Below are 17,919 nucleotides of genomic sequence, written 5' to 3'. Positions count from 1 at the left end.
TTACACCACTGAGTAAGTGTTTGCCTGTTGGGAACCTTTTCTTTAATCACTGTTCGTATCTATCTTTCTCGTTATTTGATTTCTTTTTCACCCTCTTCGAAGGGGTGATGGGCTGGCCGCAAAGCCCCCTTTGACGGGTTCACGGCGTGTTCTTGCGGCCAGCCTACTTCCATTTCTACTCTTGATCTTCCGGTCTATCCATATTTTCTGTAGCTTCTAACCACATGGCGTTGATAATGCCGAAAGAGCACGCCAGTAAAACACCTAATATCCAAGCGAAATACCACATAAATATCTCCTTAATAAATAGTGTGCGATTGGTCGAGGTCATCATTTTTGATGCGACCACGCATCACGTAAAAGCTATAAGCGGTGTAGCTAAGTACAATAGGTACAAAGATACAGGCAACAATGAACATAACGTTCAGCGTCATGTGACTAGACGTTGCATCCCATACGGTAAGGCTAGCTTCTGGCATTGTGATGCTAGGCATTAGGAACGGGAACATTGAAAAGCCCGCAGTTAAAATTACACCCGTGATAAACAGTGCACTTGATACGAACGCCATACCCGGATTGCCTTTCTTAGAGAAGAACGCGCAGGCAAGACCAGCTACTACACCTAATACAGGGGCTACCACCATGAAAGGATATTTGCTGTAATTGCTCATCCAAGCGCCCGCTTCAATAGCTACCTCTTTCTTAAGCGGGTTCGATGTGGCAATAGTGTCTACCGCAGAGGTAATCACAAAGCCATCTAAGCCAAATGCTACCCAAAAACCTGCAATAACAAACAAGGCTACGCCTACAAGGCTCAATACTACTGACACGGCGCGGGCTCTAACTTCAATAAAACCATCGGTTTTCATTTGTAACCAGGTTGCACCGTGGTTAAGTAAAATAGCTACTGACAGTAATCCGCTCACTAAGGCAAAAGGCGTCAGCAAACCAAAGAACGAACCTGTATAGGTTGATTTAAGGGTGCTATCTAGCTCGAAAGGCACACCTAATAGCAGGTTACCAAACGCCACGCCAAAAATGAGCGACGGAATAATGCCACCAGCAAAAAGCGCCCAGTCCCAGGCTTTGCGCCACTGAGGGTTTGGTAGTTTACTGCGGTAGTCAAAACCAATAGGACGCATCCATAGGGCAATTAACGTTAGCGCTAAAGCAAGGTAGAAACCTGAAAATGCCGTAGCATAAATCATTGGCCACGCCGCAAAGATTGCACCACCAGCCGTAATAAACCACACCTGATTTCCGTCCCAGTGAGGTCCAACAGTGTTAATCATCACACGACGTTCTTTGTCATTTTTCCCGATAAGGGTAAGCAAAGCGCCCACTCCTAAATCGAAGCCGTCAGTGACGGCGAACCCAATTAGCAGCACGCCAACTAAGCACCACCAAATGACGCGTAACAGTTCATAATCAATCATGCTTTTGCTCCTTGCTCATCAAGGTCAATAAGATCAAGCTCAGTTTCAGTCTTTGTATCTTCCGGAGGCACAGGACCTTTCTTCGCGAATTTTTTCATTAGGTAAAAGCCAATGATGAACATTGCTGTGTAGAAGACGGTATAGGCAACAATAGTGATTACCACATCGCTAATCGCCAAGTTAGACACTGAGGTATGCACCGGCAATACTTCTGCAATAGACCATGGCTGACGACCATATTCAGCAACGAACCAGCCTGCTTCACACGCCACCCAAGGAAGTGGTAAACCATAAAGAGCGCCTCTTAGTAGCCAGCGAGGCTTGGTGATTTTATGTTTTGTACTGTAATAAAATGCGCACAAGAACAGAGCAAGCATAATGAAACCTGCAGCAACCATGATTCGGAAACTCCAAAATAGCGGGGCCACCGGAGGAATGCTGTAGTCAACGGCTTGTTGAATGGCCGTTTCTGATGGGTTTGATACATCGTCTGCGTAGGGCTCAAGCAGCATGGCGTAGCCAAGACTGTCTTTGTTGGCTTCAAAGGCTGCACGCTGCTCAGCGGTCGCTGTGCCGTTTCTTACATCACCAAGCACTTCGTACGCTTTAATGCCGCTTAAAATACGCTCGCGATTCTCTTCTTTAAGATCCTTAATACCTTTCACTTCTTCGGTTAACGAACGGGTTGCAATGATGCCCATTGCCCACGGAATCTGAAGGGCGTATTCGGTTTCCTCTTTCTCATCGTTAGGTATACCAAAAACAGTGAACGGTGCTGGCGCAGGGTGGGTTTCGTACTCTGCTTCTACAGCAGCTAATTTCACTTTTTGCACGTCACCCAGTTCATAGCCACTTTCGTCACCTAAAACAATAACTGACAAAGTTGAAGCTAAGCCAAAGCTAGCTGCAATCGCAAACGAGCGACGGGCAAACGCTATATGCTTATGGTTTAGTAGATAGTAGCTAGAGATTGCCAACACAAACATGGCGCCGGTCACGTAGCCTGCTGAAACTGTATGAACGAACTTAACCTGAGCTACAGGGTTAAAAATAACGTCAGCGAAGCTGGTCATTTCCATACGCATTGCTTCAAAGTTAAATTCAGCACCTACTGGATACTGCATCCAGCCATTAGCGATTAGGATCCAAAGCGCCGAGAAGTTAGAACCAATAGCAACTAACCAAGTAGTCATAAGGTGCTTCACCTTAGACATTTTGTCCCAGCCAAAAAAGAACAGGCCCACGAAGGTAGACTCCAAGAAGAAAGCCATAAGCCCTTCAATAGCCAGAGGCGCGCCAAAGATATCGCCAACATAGTGGGAATAGTATGACCAGTTCATGCCGAACTGGAATTCCATGGTTAAGCCTGTGGCTACCCCAATGGCAAAGTTAATACCAAACAGCTTTCCCCAAAACTGGGTCATTTGCTTGTATATCTCTTTACCTGTCATCACATAGACCGACTCCATGATGGCAAGTAAAAAGCTTAGCCCTAGTGTTAAGGGTACAAAAATAAAGTGGAACATCGCAGTTAATGCAAATTGCCACCGCGATAGTTCTATTAACGTATCGCTCATGGGTTATCTCCCTTGTCTCTTTTGCGCGATAAGCGCTTGACCTTAAATAAATTTATTGGTTATTCAGTGGTTATCACGTGAACATTCATCACAGCTAGAGCATGGTTTGTGCCATACATCACTTTTCTCGTTAATCTGAACTAACAACTGATGAATGACAGTCTATTCGTACTGTGCAGGACAATTATTCCATGGCGAAAAGTTGCGCACTTTGATCCATCGCAAGGATCTAATATGAACTTTGCGCCAATTTTGTCATTTTTAATGACAAAATTGGCGCAGATAAAAAGAAGACAGGGATGTCGTAGCCTTATTCAAAATGGTTGAGAAGAGAGCTTTTGCTTCAGCTAATACAAAATTAACTGAAGTTGTTACTGTGGCGAATAGGTCAGTGTGAACGCGCCGCGCAATTCACCAAGTTCAAACCCAGTGGCCTCATCCTTAGGGTAATGTTTTAAAATGGTGTCCTTTACTGAAGGTGCAACTTGGCCACCGTGGCACGCCATGCAAACTTGACCTTGTTGAATAGCCATCATGTACCGGAATTCGCCACTGTCGCTGTCATACTTAGAGGTATCCATAGGCATAGGCGGCTGTTTACCCTCTAGCTTAGCCTTTTCCAATAGAGAGGTGAAAAGGGCTAGCTGCTCGCGCTCCCACTCGTCTGGCGCGTTATTCGGGTTTCTCACTTTTAGCGCAGTACGCCCTACTTCCCACCCATTTTGGCTAAGCCCCTCGGCGATAGGCTCGGCGGCCAACTGACACTCTTCTACACCCGCTTCTAAACCACCAGACTGAATTGCCTGTTTTAGCCTAGATTTAAGCGCTCCACCAAGTGCTTTAGCGTGAACTCTTGCCTGCTTCACTTTTGTTTGTACTTCGCTTTCAGCTAGCTCGTTGGTTTGTGCATTAGCGAAAGGGCAACCGGCGCTTACGGCCACCCCCAACGCAATTAAAAAGGTGCGTTTTTTCATTGTGTAACTCTCCTATTGACGGACGTATTTGCACTCAGGCATTGTGATTCAACTAAAACAATCAACAAGCTCTATGCCAATATGTTAAGTTGGCAAGATAAAAGTAGCATTAACTAATACGCTGACAATGAACATATCAATTGTACAAGCAATGATAGATGCAATAGACAAACCCGCTATTTTCATCAATCAAAATTACATTATTGAGGCGGTCAATGCGCCTTACAGAGATACTTACCCTGTCGATATCAAGCTCGGTTATAGCACCTGTTATCAGGTATCTCATCGAAACAATAAGCCCTGTGACCAATGCGGCGAGCAGTGTCCTATGCAGGAAAGTAAAAAGTCGGGCCGAGCAGCTAGTGTGGTGCATATCCATACCACCAGCGAGGGCCAAAGCTACTGTGACATTCTGATGCGACCTATCTTCGACGGTCACGGGGATTTAATAGGTTATCTGGAAATTCTAGATAAGCTTGCCTTTGCGTCTAACCGCCCCTCTGCTGGAAAAATGATTGGCGAGTCTGAAGCATTTAAAACTATGCTTAATAAAATAAATCGCGCTGCAAATTCAGATATATCCGTTTTACTGTTTGGTGAAACCGGAACCGGGAAAGAACTGGTGTCTCAGGCTCTACACTCAAGTAGTCATCGCGCTGAAAAACCTTTTGTTGTAATTGAATGTACTGGGTTGTCTGATGCTTTGCTTGAAAGCGAGTTATTCGGCTATGAAAAAGGCGCGTTCACCGGCGCGACCACCAATAAAAAAGGGCTAGTAGAGGCGGCTGAGGGTGGCACCCTATTTTTTGATGAAGTAGGTGATATACCGCTTGCCATGCAGGTTAAACTACTAAGATTGTTTGAAACCCAAACCTATCGCCCTGTGGGTAGCGTAGTCTCTAAGAAAGCTAACTTCCGTTTGGTTTGCGCATCACATAAGAATTTGAAACAAATGGTAGAAAGAGGCGAGTTTCGACGCGATCTTTATTACCGAATTGCGGGCTTTCCTATTAGCCTTCCGTCTTTGCGAGAAAGACCGTCAGATATTGCGCTTATCGCAACGCACTTTTTAGCGCAGTCGCAAGAGAAAAAGCGTTTCAGCAAAAAAACACTAGAGAAATTGAGTAGCTATACTTTTCCGGGCAATATTCGCGAGTTACGTAACATCGTGGAGCAAGCCATATTACTTGCCGATGAGACCGTAATATACGAGTCAGACTTACCTGACCTTGACGATGACTTTACAGGCGAAGACCTAAGCCCAGTGGCAAATAGTAATGGTAAATACGTTCGAAAAGTGGATGTTAAGGGGCTGGCAAAGCCTGCGAATGAAATTATGACCCTAGAAGAAGCCGAGCACGCTTATCTTGCTGAGGTTTATGATACTTTCAAAGGCGATATAAACCAGCTTGCGGACCAGTTGGGCGTGAGTACACGTACCCTTTATCGAAAATTAAATAAAGCCGGTATCAAAGCTGGTATTAACGAACACAATTAATCAGTGGAAATAAACTGTCGTCACAGGCTATGATAAAAGTGCGCAATTTAAAAAGATAAAAAATGTCGATTAAACGCCTGATAGCCTTAACACTTTGCCTTTGTATGCTTTTGCAAAATGCATTAGCACTCGGCCTTGCTTCGCATACTATGCAGCATGCGCGTGGATTGGTGGGCGACGACATCGAGCTTATCTGTACTGGCAAAACCATGCGATACATATCGCTTAGTGCCACAGAGCTTGAAGGTGAATTTGTATTTATAAGCCCCGAGCTGCTAAAAGCGCCTGTCGAGCATGTAGATTGTACCAATAGCACACTCGCAGACCTTCCTCATGTTGATAATGTACCGGTAGATTCAATGCCGGTGCTATCCCTTGTGCGCTATCGCGCCTTAGTATCTCGCCTTGCAGCAGCGCCCTACACATCATTTGCCTTTGCCGCCCCGCTTGGCCGCGCTCCACCAATTGCATAACAAAACCTTAAAACACACTTAACGCGCATGGTTTAACCGTGCATATAGTTCGTTTATTTAATGGAATTGTTATGAAGTATTCTTTACTGGCATTCGCTATTTCAGCTGCCTGCACATCTGCACACGTTTATGCAAACACATCGGCGTTCGTTGACAGCGCTTCAACAGAAGTGATTACAGTTATTGGCTCTTCGCTTAAGGATAATACAGTAGAAATTGAGCGAGAAACGGTGACCGCCGCAACTAATATAGACGCTGATTTTGGCGATCAGTTAGCGCAATTACCTGGCGTATCCGTGTCTAGAAACGGCCCGGTAACAGGTCTTATTCAATATCGAGGTTTGTTTGGCGATAGGGTTGGCGTATCCATTGACGGTGTCGATATAGCGGGTGCGGGGCCTAACTCCATGGACTCGCCATTATCCCACGTACTGCCAGAGCCAGGGCTTACTGCTACTTTGTATCGCGGTATTGTACCAGTTAATGCTGGAGTACAAACGCTAGGCGGTAAGCTGCGAATTAACGCCGATGCGGCATCTCTTTTTGCTTTAGGAAGCGGTATTACTGGCAGTGTAAGTGCAAGTTTAATAGGCCCGGGTAGCGGTCAACAATACCAGGGCAATGTGCTTTACAAAACGGACCAAGCTTTCATTAGCGGCGCCTTCATGCATCAGCAGCGTGACGAGCGAGAATCGGGCGATAACGCTGTTATACCTAATAGCCACTACCAAAGAAATGGCGGCAAATTTAGACTTGGCTATGAATGGGGAAAACACCAATTTGATGCTAGCTATCAACAGCTAAATACCAATGAGAGCGGCACACCAGCGCTCGCCATGGATATAGGCTTTATTGATGCAGCATGGTACCGACTAGGTTATCGCTACAACGCCGGCGAAGCAGAGTACTTGGCTATAAATTGGTTTGGCAACAGTAACCAACATGCCATGGATAACTTTTCCCAGCGCATGGTAATGTCAGCTGATATGGCTAGAGAGAATAATGCAGACGCTATCGCTCAGGGTTTGGATGCCAAGTATGTTATGCCGTTGGATAACGGCGAGCTTGAATTGGGCGCTTACCTGCACCACACCCGAAATAACTCTGTTATTACTAACCCTAATAACGGTATGTTTTTTGTAGATAACTTTACTAATGTACAAAGAGATACCGCGAGTATTTATGCCCAATGGACAGTAAACAAAGAAGCCTATTCGTCTACTTATGGTGCGCGATACACCCGGGTTAATATGAATGCCGGAGAAGCGGGTTCTAACATGGTGATGATGAACCCCGCAGTAGCTACGTTAGTCAGTAATTTTAACGCCGCGGAGCGTGACGAAAACTACAACATGTTAGACATAGCCGCTACCACCCGATACCATGCGAGCGACTCGCTTGATATCGTACTTGGCATTTCTCAGAAAAATCGTGCCCCTACCTATTTCGAGCGCTACACCTGGCTGCCACTTGGCATCTCGGGCGGCATGGCTGACGGCTTTAACTACATAGGCAACCTCGAGTTAGACAATGAAACTGCGCGTAAATTAGATGTGGGTGTTGATTACACCTATAAAAATTGGACTATCTCTCCACGCCTTTTCTATCAAGACATAGAAGACTACATTACCGGCTCACCTAGTACGAATATGGCGGCGAACATGGTATCTACCATGATGGCTGGTACAGAGCCATTTCAGTGGACGAATACCGACGCTGTTATCAAAGGTGTGGATATGACGGTGCAAGGCGAGCTTAGTGAAAACCTAAGCTTGCGAGCAGTAGCAACCATTCAGCATGGTAACCGTGATGACATTGATGATGCTTTGTTCCGCATTGCGCCAGAGCAGTTAACAACAACAGTTCAATGGAATACTCAGGTATTTGACGCGCCGCTTCAGATGCAGCTTACATCTGAATTAGCAGGTGCACAAAACCATATCTCGGCACTGCAAAGTGAAGCACCCACAGCAGGCTATGGTTTGTTTCATATCTCAGGGCTTTTAACGCTTTTTGATAATGCGCAGTCGAATCTTCAGGTTACGGCAACTATTCATAACCTGTTCGACAAACAATATGCCCCGCACACAGCCGGCATCAATCGAGTAATGAATGCCGATGTTGAAGTAGGAGAGCGCGTGCTTAGTGCTGGAAGGGAGTGGCATCTGTCGTTGAACTATCGCTTTTAAGCAGCCAAAAAATAACGGAAAAGGCAAAAAACATGCTGAGCTTAAGAAGCTAACTTCTTAAGCTCTTTTTTCTATAACAAGCTAGCTACAGCCTGCCATAGCAAGCGCAGGGCCAACAAGGTCACTACAATTTTGAACGCCAGCATAAACTTATCGGCCGGCACACGCTTTAATACTTTGAGCCCGAAAAATGTACCGAGCGCACCACTGGCAATCATAATGATGATAAGCCCTGCCCACTGCGCAAAAGAAAACCCTACAAAGGTAAAAACAAACGCTTTAAGGCCGTGCTGGAGTGTCATGCAGCTGGCAAATGTGCCGGTTATCTGCATTTTGCTATATTTATTTCGGTGTACGAATGCAGCCACCAAAGGCCCTGTGGCACCTACAAACATTGAAACCAAGGTGGTCACCAACCCCGCCAACGTTCTACCCGCGGGCCTCATTTCTTGTGCTTTGGGTTTACTCCCCCACACTAAAAATAAAATGAATGCGGCAACTGCAAACTGAATGATAACGAGCGGCAGCTGAACCACAATAAACGACGCTAAGAAAGCGCCAACAATTGCACCTAAAGAAAAATATTTCAGCATATTCCAGTCGATATGCTTTGCCGTCATCAGTGCACGATTTCCGTTGGAACCAAGCTGCACTAACCCGTGAACTGGGATCAGCGCACTAACCGGCATAGTACCGGCCATTACCGCTAGTAATAACACCCCGCCACCTATACCCAGCGTTGCTGTCATCATAGACGTAAAAAACGAGGTAACAACAAGTATTACTGACGTTGACATCGACAATGTATCGTTGGCCGTCAACCAGCTTAAAAGTAAATCCAAGAGTCAAACTCCACCTTAATTTATGACACTGTTTGCGTGGCGTTAGTGATCACAACACCATACAACACCGTTTAAATATCATACAAAGTTACTCGTGTCGCGTTAGGTTATTTATCATGCCTTCTATTAGTTATTTAAACAAAGCACTGCAAATAATATGCGACAAGCACAGTACAAAAGATGCCAAGCTTGTTGCTAGACAAATTCTCCATAACAGTGGCTTTACTGATGAAGACATCTATGAATGTTTGAAGCAGGGATCGACTATTCGCATAACCATATTTGAAGCCTGAACTAGCATCGAACCCAATTCTAACCGCTTGCTCACCCACCCGCATGAGTCTAATTTGTTCACATAAAAAACCGTTGACTTTCTGTTTGGCGCACAGGATACTCAGATCATTAAATACTCACTAGCAGCACACTGTTTTTAAACACTATGCCTAAAAACACGAATACACATACTGCTTACTCAGCATCTGCGCTGATTATTATTCTCGCTATTCTAAGGAATGGGCGGGTTAGCTAGTGCGTAAATAAAATTCACTAAACCCGCCGCAAAGGCGGGTTTTTTATTGGCTCGTCTTGCGGTAAAAAGAACGGAACGACAGCCATGAACAATCCAATATCTCACGTGTTACAACAGTTGCATGACGCAGTAAACCGCGGCGATCAAGACGCCTTATTCCAATGTTATGCGAGCGATGCAACAGTGGTCGCGACCCCCATGTCCAGTTCAACGCAAAACCAAGCCGCTGAAGAACATGCCACGCAGCGCGACTGCGTTGACGCACTGCTTAAATTTCAAAAGAAATTCATGCCCGAACATTTTGTTACAACCGGAGATGAACGGGTTATACAAGCCGGTGACGTAGCGCTAGTCGTCGCTAAGCTTTATCTTGTTCCCAAAGCAACACCCAACGCCCTACCCTGCGAGGGTAAGCGCGCCCTTTACGTTCTGCAAAGGGATGCGAGCGGTGAATGGCGCTGTGTCATCGACAACTTCTTCGGTACTGACTTGTTAGATTTTGCGTGATCCTCTCAAATTCAAATTTTATATTCTAAAAATTAGAATATATTGTCGAAATATTACGCATTTAAAACCAAGTAAAACGAACATAAGATTTATCTCGAGGTTTACGAAGTACTCACAACAAACTTAATCCAAGAGGAAATCGCAATGTTCAATATTAAAAAATCAATGGCAGCACTTGTTACTGGCTTAACCTTTCTTGTTCCTTCTGTGCAAGCGGGAGAGCCAGCCAAGAGCCTTCTGACCCCCGACAACCACACGGTCATTCTTATCGACCACCAGCCTCAAATGGCGTTTGCAACACGCTCACATTCAATCGAAGATGTGCGCAACAACGTTACAGGTCTAGCAAAATCTGCAAAGGCATTTAATGTACCCACCATTCTTACAACCGTAGCTGAAAAGTCATTCAGCGGCCCGCTTTTCCCGGAATTAAAAGCAGTATTCCCCGACCAAACACCTATTGACCGCACAACGATGAACACTTGGGAAGATAAGCGAGTTACCGACAAGGTTAAGAAATTTAAAAAGAACAAAATTGTTATTGCAGCGCTTTGGACAGAAGTTTGCGGTGTGGGGCCAGTGCTGTCTGCCATTGAAGAAGGCTATGACGTGTATTTTGTAACCGATGCGTCTGGCGGTGTATCTAAAGAAGCTCACGACATGGCGGTTCAGCGTATGATTCAGGCAGGTGCTCAACCCATTACTTGGTTGCAGTACCTTCTAGAACTTCAACGTGATTGGGCGCGCACTGAAAGCTATGTGGACGTGACAAACATCGCAAAAGAACATGCTGGGGGATACGGTTTAGGCCTTATTTACGCAACCGAAATGTTTAACGCCAAAGAAGGCCAGTAGCCTTCAATGCGACAGGTCACCGTGACCTGTCGCACTTGTATCGTTACTGCACGAGGAGTTTAACATGAGAGCTTTGCACCCACTTGTAGCACTATTGACTGCGCTTTATATCGCAACACTTTCTTTCAGCGTTAGCGCTAATACCGATAGCGCGCAATACGAAAAAGGCCAAACACTTTCACAATACTGTATGGGGTGTCACGGTGAAACAGGCATTGCCAACATTGAAAGTAACCCTAATTTGGCAGGTCAGAACAAACCGTACCTAGTTTATGCACTTAAAGCTTATCGCGACGGCATCAGGAAAGGCGGTATGGCCAGCATCATGCGCCCCAATGCATCAGGGCTTAGCGATGACGATATTGACGCCCTAGCCACTTATTTTGCAGCCCAGTCAGGTAAACAAACCACTAGCCAAAGCAGCAATAACTAGGAGCTATCCCATGAATTTATTATTGTCACGTTTTTCGATTGTAGCTCTATTGTTTGGCGCTAGCCAGGCAATGGCTGCCCCAGATCTGGTCGTTGTAAATGCAAAAATCACAAATGCGAGCGGCCAAACCTATACGGCTCTTAGCGTAGAAAACGGTAAATTTAGCGCCTTTTCGCAAGATGCCCAACAGCTGCTAGCAGACGCAGATAGTGCCACTCGAGTAATCGATGCAAAAGGACAGCGGCTCATTCCAGGTATTAATGACTCGCATATGCACGTAACGCGTGGAGGACGTTTTTATAATTTAGAAACTCGCTGGGAAGGTATTACAAGCTTGAAAGAAGGCTTAGCCATGCTAGAAGCACAAGCCAAACGCACGCCCAAGGGTCAATGGGTAAGGGTCATTGGAGGTTTCAGCCCTTATCAATTTGAAGAGAAGCGCTTACCTACACCACAAGAGCTTACCGACATAGCGCCAAACACACCGGTATTTGTGCTTCACCTTTACTCAGGTGGTGTGCTCAATAAAAAAGGCCTTGAAGCACTGGGAATAGACAAAGACACCCAAGCACCAAAGGGAAGCGTGATAGAGCGAGATGCTAACGGCAACCCCACAGGTGTTTTGCTTGCTCAACCCAACCCAATGATTTTATATAAGACCATTGCCGCGCTGCCTCAACTAAGCGCAAATGAACAGTTAAATTCCAGTCGACAGTTTTATCGCAAGCTACTTAGCTTAGGCGTAACCAGTGTAGTAGACGCAGGCGGCGGTGGCCATACCTTCCCTGAAGACTATACAGCCAGTGAAACCCTTGCCAAGCTCGGTGAGTTACCGATACGGGTTTCTAATTACTTGTTCCCGCAAGTTCCCACTAAAGAAATGGTGAGTTTTGCTACATGGATGAGTAAGTATGAAGCAAATCAAAACCAGCATATTCATTTAGACAATGGCTATGTAATTGAAGGCGGTGGCGAGCTACTCACTTATAAAGCGTCAGACTATGAAAACTTTCGTGCGCCACGCCCTGAACTTCCAGGCGAAGCCGAAGATGCGCTGGAAGAAGTGATTAGGCTTCATCTATTGCAGCAGTGGCCGTTTAGGCTCCATGCCACTTATGACCAATCTATAACACGTATTTTAAACGTACTTGAACATATTCACTCAACACAGCCCGTTGATAGCGTGCGCTGGATTATCGACCACGCCGAGACGGTGTCTGATGAAAATCTCTCGCGCATTAAAGCGTTAGGTGGCTCGATTGCGGTACAAGGCCGTATGGCCTTTGCTGGTGAGGATTTCGTTGAGCGATATGGCGCCGAGCAAGCCAAGCGCACGCCCCCTATAAAGCAAATGCTTAGTGCTGGCATCACAGTGGGCTTAGGCACAGACGGTACCCGCGTTTCAAGTTTTAATCCATGGGCAACCTATTACTGGGCAGTGAGCGGAAAAACCGTGGGTGGTTTTGATTTAGGTACAAAGCATGTAGACAGACTGACAGCCCTTAAGCTATTTACGCAAGGAAGCGCTGCACTATCTGGAGAAGAAAACGTTAAGGGTAGATTACGACCTGGCTTTTACGCTGACTTTGCTATTCTTAACCACGATATCTTAACAGTAAGTGAAAAGGCATTGCTAAACACACAAGCACAGTTAACTGTCGTAGACGGCAACGTCGTTTTTGCCGATAGACAGCAGTACCCAGAACTCGCAACACCAATAGAAACAGCCGAGCCCGCGTGGTCACCGGTTAACTTCTCCCAACAACGTTAATTGAGAAAGATCATGGCAAAACGAATTTCATCTCACAAAAAAGATTTAGGTGGCTTCTCAGTAAGTCGCATTATTCCCCACGTTGACGCAAGGAGCATTGGCCCATTTGTTTTTGTTGACCATATGGGACCTGCACATTTCCCAGCAGGCAGCGGCATTAACGTTAGGCCCCACCCGCATATAGGACTGGCCACCATTAGTTATTTAATGGAAGGTAGTATGCTGCATAGGGATAGCTTAGGCACTATTCAGGAAATACAGCCTGGCGACGTAAACTGGATGACAGCGGGTAAAGGCATTGTTCACTCTGAGCGAGAGACCATTGAAACCCGAGGCAGTGACCATGTGCTAAACGGTCTACAGTGCTGGGTTGCATTACCTGAAGAAAAGGCAGATATGGAGCCCAGCTTTATACACGTTAACAAAGCTAAACTGCCGTATATACATCGTGAAAAAGTACTGATGCGACTAATTGCAGGGGAAGCGTACGGCTATACGTCACCGGTTAAGACGTACTCACCCATGTTTTATTTAGATGTGATAACAGAAGCAGGAGCGGTTATTGAGCGTCCGTGTGGCAAATCTCAAACGGCCTGTTACGTTATTTCCGGTAAAGTAAAACTAGGCGATGAAGTTTTCAGCGCTGGCGAGTTTGTCCTTTTGGACGATGAAAGTGAAATTGAAACCATGGAGAACAGTCGCTACTTTCTTTTAGGTGGCAAGAAAATGGACAAGCAGCCCATTTTACGTTGGAACTTTTTGGCGTACTCTCAAGAGAAAATAGAAGACGCTGAGGCTCGTTGGGCAAACGGGTTATTCCCAACTATTCCGGGTGACGACCAAGAGTTTATTCCACTGCCTAAATAAAGCTGTTGTTGTAAGCAGGTCTAGCAACAAACTAATGGCTTTAAGCACAAGGTACATTATGACCAAAAAGAGCAGGCTTATAGCCTGCTCTTTCGTTTACTTAATCACTACTGCGTATTAGTGATCGTGATCATCGTGTTCGTGTTCTTCAGCAATACCTAGCCAAACTGCACCTGCAGGCTCAAAATCCAGTTCAAGCAAGGTTTCCGTGGTCTCACTTTCCAAATCAACAGCAAGGATAGCTTGCGCAACAGGGTCAACAACAAACAAGGCTTCTTCATGTTGTGATGCTGCCATGCTAAATGACTGGTCATCCGTTAGGTTTGCCGCGCTGGCACTGGCCACATCAATTTTGTGCGCGAATTCCCAGTGAGTGTCACCATCTTCTTCATGCGCTTCTAGTAGTGTTACAAGACCTTTGTCATCTAAAATAGCAAAGAATTCTCCGCCCATTGAGAAACCGTATGACACAGCACGAGCATCAGTCTCTGGCTGCCAATCAATCACGCTCATTGTGCTAGTTACAGGCGACACATTGGCCAAGATGGCGCTGCCACCGCCGTGCTGTGAAGCAATACCAATAAACGCTTCAGCGTGTTCATGTCCATACATTGTGCCAATGCGCAGATCGCCAAGCCCATCAATGTTGTCAATAAACGCGCTGGTAAATACCTCATCATCTTCGTTGAGAATTAATACGCCGTCGCTACAGCCAAATGCCACAGCGATTTCGTTTTGAGCGGCGCCATGTAAATCAGCACACTCGCCATCAAAGCGTTGCTCTTCTTCGTACTCGCCATCATGCCAGTGATATACCGCAACACTGTCTGGCAAGATTGGATTAGCAGAACGAGACTCTGCATCATCACGACGTACAGTACTAATTAGCATGTCTCCACGCGGTTCCGCGACACCGTGCATATTTACAGTAAATTCCAAAGTAGGAACTTCTGTAATTTCACTGGCAATTTGGGTATCGGTTACCACTTTTACCGCTGCCGGCATGCTGGTATCGGCATTTCCGTCGTAAAACACAGCAAGCTGACCGTCGTGTGTTACTACGTGAGTCGGTTGACTCCCTTCAAGTGTGAAACCAGACAGGCTTGGGGCTTCTTCATAGTCATGAAGGTGTTCTACGTGGTCTTCACGCCATAATCCACCATCGAGAAACTCAGTTAATCCGTTTGCTCGGCTGTTAATTACTGCAAAGCGGTAGTCTGCTGAGGCGCTTACACTACTACCATCATGGGTGGTAGAGAAGGTATCGAGTACTGAATCATCATCTAAATCAAATACAGTGAGCGTATTTGAAGCAGCATCGGCGACTACTAATCTGCCTTCACTTTCTATTTCATAGTCTGAGTCGTGGTCGTGATCATCTTCTGGCACCTCAATAGGATCCAGCTCTACAATGTTTGTTTCTGCATCACCACAGCCTGCAAGCAAAAGCGCACTGGCTATAGCGCTTAGCGTAAGTCTAGTTTTCATGTGTGTATCCCTATCAATAATTCTTTTTCTAAGCTGATTTTAAAAATAACCACGTACACCGAAGGCAAAATTTCTGCCTGGACGCGGTGCAATATCTTTCAAAAATGAGGTGTGAACGCGCGCTTCTTCGTCTGTGAGGTTTTCACCGCTCAGGTAAACAGATAAGTCGACGTCACCCAATGGAATGTCATAGGTGATTGATGCATCAACAAGGGTGTAACCGTCAGTTTCAGTCTCGAAGTTTGAGATGTCGTCTTGTTTGGCAAAATGCGTAATGTCTAAGTCGGCTCGAATGTTGTCGAGTGTGTAGGCAACATGTGTCCCCACGCGCATAGGCGAGGTACGCGGCAGTGCGCCACCGTTTTTAAGTCGGGCTTTAACGTAATCGGCGAAGAAATCAAGCTTTAGGTTATCAGTGGTTTGCCAAGCAACCTGTAATTCAAAACCATGCAGAATGGCGTCAGCTGAACCAAATAGGTAGACAGGTAATTCATCGCTGTGTTCGTCTTCGCTGTGCTCTTCATCACTGTGCTCTTCTTCTCCATGATCGTGGTCATGACCACTTTCAGCGAATAAGCCAGTTTCTTCCTGGAAATAATAGTTATCTACTTGGTTATAAAAAGCATTAAATACAAAACCAACATCGCCCTGTGTTTTTCTAAACGTTAGGTCGATATTGTTGGCCGTCTCAAGATCGATAGGCGTCTGAGAAAGCACAAACTCCCCTTCCTCTGACAAATCAAACAAGGCGCCTATTTCATAGGTACGGGTGCCAATATGCGGGCCAAAAGAAAGGAGCTCAGACGCTGAAGGCGCCCGCTCTGAACGAGAAAGTGAAACGCCTACGTTATAGCTTTCATTAATGGTGTAGACCACTCCTGCCGACAGAGATATAGGGGTAAACTCTTGGTCTACCGCGAACTGGCGAACAAACTCACTGCCTTCATGTTCGTGTTCATCATGGTCGTGATCATGCTCGTCTTCTTCGTGCTCTTCATCATGGTCGTGAGCATCTAACTCGGGCAGCAACACACTCGAAGCGTCCAGCGTTATTCTTTCTGCTCGGGCTCCTAATTGAACCAAGAAGTCACCAAAATGACGTTCTTCCATCAACGCTATAGCGAACATCTCCATTTCTGAAGGAGGTGTAAAGGCCTCTTCACCTTGCGCCGAAACGTCCGCGCCTTTGTAGTGAAGACTCACACCGCCACGCCAGCCGGCCATGGGTTTATGCAATAGCTCTACGCGAAGTTCTTCGGTTTCATTGCTGAACGTAGTACCGACAAAACCACTTTCTACTTCAGCGTGTTCGTAATCGGTATAGCCCGCTCTAAAGTGGACACTTTGCAAAAAGTCATGAGTAAAGTTGTACTCACCTAAAAGTTGATACTTAGTCTGCTCAAGATCAGCGAACACTGATGAGTCATCACCATGGCTATGACCAGGCACGCCGTACTCTCGCTCGAACCTTTCTACCGCTACACCAACATAACCTTGGTCAAATAAGTAGCTGGTACCTAACGTAAACCCGTGGGATTCTTCGTTGCTGTTCTCAACTACATGCTCGCCATCCGGGTCGTCGATATCAGGCGCCATTGGGGTTTCATAGTCATTTGAGTCGCGATAAAAACCGTCAGCATAGAAGGCTATGTTGTCAACGCCAGTGGTCACGTTAAACGTTCCTAGCTTCTGGTCGTTAACGGTTTGGGTTTCTAGTAAAAATTCACCGCGCGTTTCAGTGGACGTGGGCACACGTTGGTCCACTACGTTCACAACACCGCCTATCGCACCGCTTCCGAAGAACAGGGTTGCTGGCCCACGCAGCACTTCAATTTGTTTAGCGGTTGATGCTTCACTTGCTACTGCGTGGTCGGGGCCAACACGGGAAACGTCGCTCACATCCAAGCCATTTTGAGTAATCAGTACCCGTGGTCCGCTAAGGCCACGAATAATTGGCGTGCTCGCAACATTGCCATGGAAGTTAGACTGTACGCCGGGTAATTTTTCTAGCGTATCGCCCAGCGTGGCCGCTTGTTGCCGACGTAAGGTTTCGCCAGATAACACGCTCACTGGAGTGGCCGATTCCATGACAGATAAGTGCATAGGGGTGGCATGCACATCAATCACTTCAATAGCACTTCGCGCTAGGACAAAGTTAGTGCCACCTGTAGAGTTCGATTGCACTGTTGCCTCTTTATGTAAATGAGCAAAGCCAGATGCAAAAATATGCAGTGTATACTCTCCGTCCTTTACGTCAGAGAAAATGAACTCACCCTGCTCGTTAGTGCTGGTAACCCGCTTTAGCGCCTCAATTTCAACAGTGGCATTGGCGAGAGGCTTTCCTGCTGCATTGGTTACCGTGCCAGAAAGCGTTTGTGCCAGCACTAACGGAGACGCAAAAAGTGACGCAGGCGCTAAAAGCGATAAGCCTAGCGCCAATCGAGACAGTTTCATTATTCTAACCTCTGATTTGTGTAATG

The 17,919-nt window shown here is 46.1% G+C and carries 16 protein-coding genes; 9 read left to right on the top strand and 7 right to left on the bottom strand.

Annotated features, from left to right (window positions below; genetic code table 11):
* Positions 1-175 precede the first annotated feature (175 nt).
* The 4 genes from cydX to ACXACS_RS03060 all read right to left on the bottom strand — a co-directional run bounded on the left by cydX (position 176) and on the right by ACXACS_RS03060 (position 3,987).
* Positions 176-289 carry a cytochrome bd-I oxidase subunit CydX gene (gene cydX, locus ACXACS_RS03075; protein WP_012519975.1) on the bottom strand — a complete coding sequence of 38 codons (114 nt, stop codon included), beginning with the start codon at positions 287-289 and terminating at the stop codon, positions 176-178.
* Positions 290-299: 10 nt separating this feature from the next.
* Positions 300-1,436, bottom strand: coding sequence for a cytochrome d ubiquinol oxidase subunit II (gene cydB, locus ACXACS_RS03070; protein ID WP_474803939.1), 1,137 nt, complete (start codon positions 1,434-1,436; stop codon positions 300-302).
* Positions 1,433-3,013, bottom strand: coding sequence for a cytochrome ubiquinol oxidase subunit I (locus ACXACS_RS03065; protein WP_474803936.1), 1,581 nt, complete (start codon positions 3,011-3,013; stop codon positions 1,433-1,435). The genes cydB and ACXACS_RS03065 overlap by 4 nt, the downstream gene beginning before the upstream one ends.
* A gap of 371 nt (positions 3,014-3,384) precedes the next feature.
* Positions 3,385-3,987 carry a Tll0287-like domain-containing protein gene (locus ACXACS_RS03060; protein ID WP_474803933.1) on the bottom strand — a complete coding sequence of 201 codons (603 nt, stop codon included), beginning with the start codon at positions 3,985-3,987 and terminating at the stop codon, positions 3,385-3,387.
* A 151-nt stretch (positions 3,988-4,138) separates the two neighbouring features.
* Between ACXACS_RS03060 and ACXACS_RS03055 the strand changes: the two genes are divergently transcribed.
* From ACXACS_RS03055 to ACXACS_RS03045, 3 genes are all read left to right on the top strand, one after another.
* A complete protein-coding gene (locus ACXACS_RS03055) occupies positions 4,139-5,485 on the top strand; it encodes a sigma-54 interaction domain-containing protein (protein ID WP_474809198.1) in 1,347 nt (448 codons plus the stop codon).
* A gap of 62 nt (positions 5,486-5,547) precedes the next feature.
* Positions 5,548-5,958: a hypothetical protein gene (locus ACXACS_RS03050; RefSeq protein ID WP_474803930.1), complete on the top strand. Its 411-nt coding sequence runs from the start codon at positions 5,548-5,550 to the stop codon at positions 5,956-5,958.
* 71 nt (positions 5,959-6,029) lie between these two features.
* The gene (locus ACXACS_RS03045; protein WP_474803927.1) at positions 6,030-8,147 is read left to right on the top strand and encodes a TonB-dependent receptor; all 2,118 of its coding nucleotides are present in this window, start codon (positions 6,030-6,032) and stop codon (positions 8,145-8,147) included.
* A 71-nt stretch (positions 8,148-8,218) separates the two neighbouring features.
* On the opposite strand, the gene ACXACS_RS03040 is transcribed toward ACXACS_RS03045, so the two are convergent.
* A complete protein-coding gene (locus tag ACXACS_RS03040; protein ID WP_474803924.1) occupies positions 8,219-8,989 on the bottom strand; it encodes a sulfite exporter TauE/SafE family protein in 771 nt (256 codons plus the stop codon).
* Between the two features lie 116 nt (positions 8,990-9,105).
* Between ACXACS_RS03040 and ACXACS_RS03035 the strand changes: the two genes are divergently transcribed.
* From ACXACS_RS03035 to ACXACS_RS03010, 6 genes are all read left to right on the top strand, one after another.
* Complete coding sequence (locus ACXACS_RS03035) at positions 9,106-9,282, top strand: hypothetical protein (RefSeq protein ID WP_474803921.1); 177 nt, start codon at positions 9,106-9,108, stop codon at positions 9,280-9,282.
* A 320-nt stretch (positions 9,283-9,602) separates the two neighbouring features.
* Positions 9,603-10,025 carry a YybH family protein gene (locus ACXACS_RS03030; protein WP_474803918.1) on the top strand — a complete coding sequence of 141 codons (423 nt, stop codon included), beginning with the start codon at positions 9,603-9,605 and terminating at the stop codon, positions 10,023-10,025.
* 144 nt (positions 10,026-10,169) lie between these two features.
* The gene (locus tag ACXACS_RS03025; RefSeq protein ID WP_014951159.1) at positions 10,170-10,880 is read left to right on the top strand and encodes a hydrolase; all 711 of its coding nucleotides are present in this window, start codon (positions 10,170-10,172) and stop codon (positions 10,878-10,880) included.
* A gap of 64 nt (positions 10,881-10,944) precedes the next feature.
* Positions 10,945-11,313, top strand: coding sequence for a c-type cytochrome (locus ACXACS_RS03020; RefSeq protein WP_039233686.1), 369 nt, complete (start codon positions 10,945-10,947; stop codon positions 11,311-11,313).
* A gap of 10 nt (positions 11,314-11,323) precedes the next feature.
* On the top strand, positions 11,324-13,084 hold the full coding sequence (locus ACXACS_RS03015) for an amidohydrolase (protein WP_474803914.1): 1,761 nt from the start codon (positions 11,324-11,326) through the stop codon (positions 13,082-13,084).
* Between the two features lie 12 nt (positions 13,085-13,096).
* Entirely contained in the window at positions 13,097-13,951 is an 855-nt protein-coding gene (locus tag ACXACS_RS03010; RefSeq protein ID WP_474803911.1) for a pirin family protein, read from the top strand.
* Positions 13,952-14,068: 117 nt separating this feature from the next.
* Here ACXACS_RS03010 and ACXACS_RS03005 read toward each other — a convergent pair whose 3' ends face one another.
* Both ACXACS_RS03005 and ACXACS_RS03000 read right to left on the bottom strand, forming a co-directional pair.
* The gene (locus ACXACS_RS03005; RefSeq protein ID WP_474803908.1) at positions 14,069-15,439 is read right to left on the bottom strand and encodes a 5-methyltetrahydrofolate--homocysteine methyltransferase; all 1,371 of its coding nucleotides are present in this window, start codon (positions 15,437-15,439) and stop codon (positions 14,069-14,071) included.
* A gap of 39 nt (positions 15,440-15,478) precedes the next feature.
* Positions 15,479-17,896, bottom strand: a complete 2,418-nt coding sequence (locus ACXACS_RS03000) for a TonB-dependent receptor (protein ID WP_474809196.1) — start codon at positions 17,894-17,896, stop codon at positions 15,479-15,481.
* Between the last annotated feature and the right edge of the window lie 23 nt (positions 17,897-17,919).

The organism is Alteromonas sp. AWM4_230, from assembly GCF_056158305.1.
The sequence above is the reverse complement of the archived record's forward strand: the minus strand, read 5'-3'. Positions and strand labels throughout refer to the sequence as shown.

Coding starts and splice junctions, on each gene's coding strand:
- ACXACS_RS03005 (WP_474803908.1), bottom strand. CDS start 15,439: ATGAAAACTAGACTTACGCTAAGCGCTATAGCCAGTGCGCTTTTGCTT.
- ACXACS_RS03055 (WP_474809198.1), top strand. CDS start 4,139: ATGATAGATGCAATAGACAAACCCGCTATTTTCATCAATCAAAATTAC.
- ACXACS_RS03020 (WP_039233686.1), top strand. CDS start 10,945: ATGAGAGCTTTGCACCCACTTGTAGCACTATTGACTGCGCTTTATATC.
- ACXACS_RS03045 (WP_474803927.1), top strand. CDS start 6,030: ATGAAGTATTCTTTACTGGCATTCGCTATTTCAGCTGCCTGCACATCT.
- ACXACS_RS03065 (WP_474803936.1), bottom strand. CDS start 3,013: ATGAGCGATACGTTAATAGAACTATCGCGGTGGCAATTTGCATTAACT.
- ACXACS_RS03015 (WP_474803914.1), top strand. CDS start 11,324: ATGAATTTATTATTGTCACGTTTTTCGATTGTAGCTCTATTGTTTGGC.
- ACXACS_RS03035 (WP_474803921.1), top strand. CDS start 9,106: ATGCCTTCTATTAGTTATTTAAACAAAGCACTGCAAATAATATGCGAC.
- ACXACS_RS03010 (WP_474803911.1), top strand. CDS start 13,097: ATGGCAAAACGAATTTCATCTCACAAAAAAGATTTAGGTGGCTTCTCA.
- ACXACS_RS03060 (WP_474803933.1), bottom strand. CDS start 3,987: ATGAAAAAACGCACCTTTTTAATTGCGTTGGGGGTGGCCGTAAGCGCC.
- ACXACS_RS03050 (WP_474803930.1), top strand. CDS start 5,548: ATGTCGATTAAACGCCTGATAGCCTTAACACTTTGCCTTTGTATGCTT.
- ACXACS_RS03025 (WP_014951159.1), top strand. CDS start 10,170: ATGTTCAATATTAAAAAATCAATGGCAGCACTTGTTACTGGCTTAACC.
- cydB (WP_474803939.1), bottom strand. CDS start 1,436: ATGATTGATTATGAACTGTTACGCGTCATTTGGTGGTGCTTAGTTGGC.
- ACXACS_RS03030 (WP_474803918.1), top strand. CDS start 9,603: ATGAACAATCCAATATCTCACGTGTTACAACAGTTGCATGACGCAGTA.
- cydX (WP_012519975.1), bottom strand. CDS start 289: ATGTGGTATTTCGCTTGGATATTAGGTGTTTTACTGGCGTGCTCTTTC.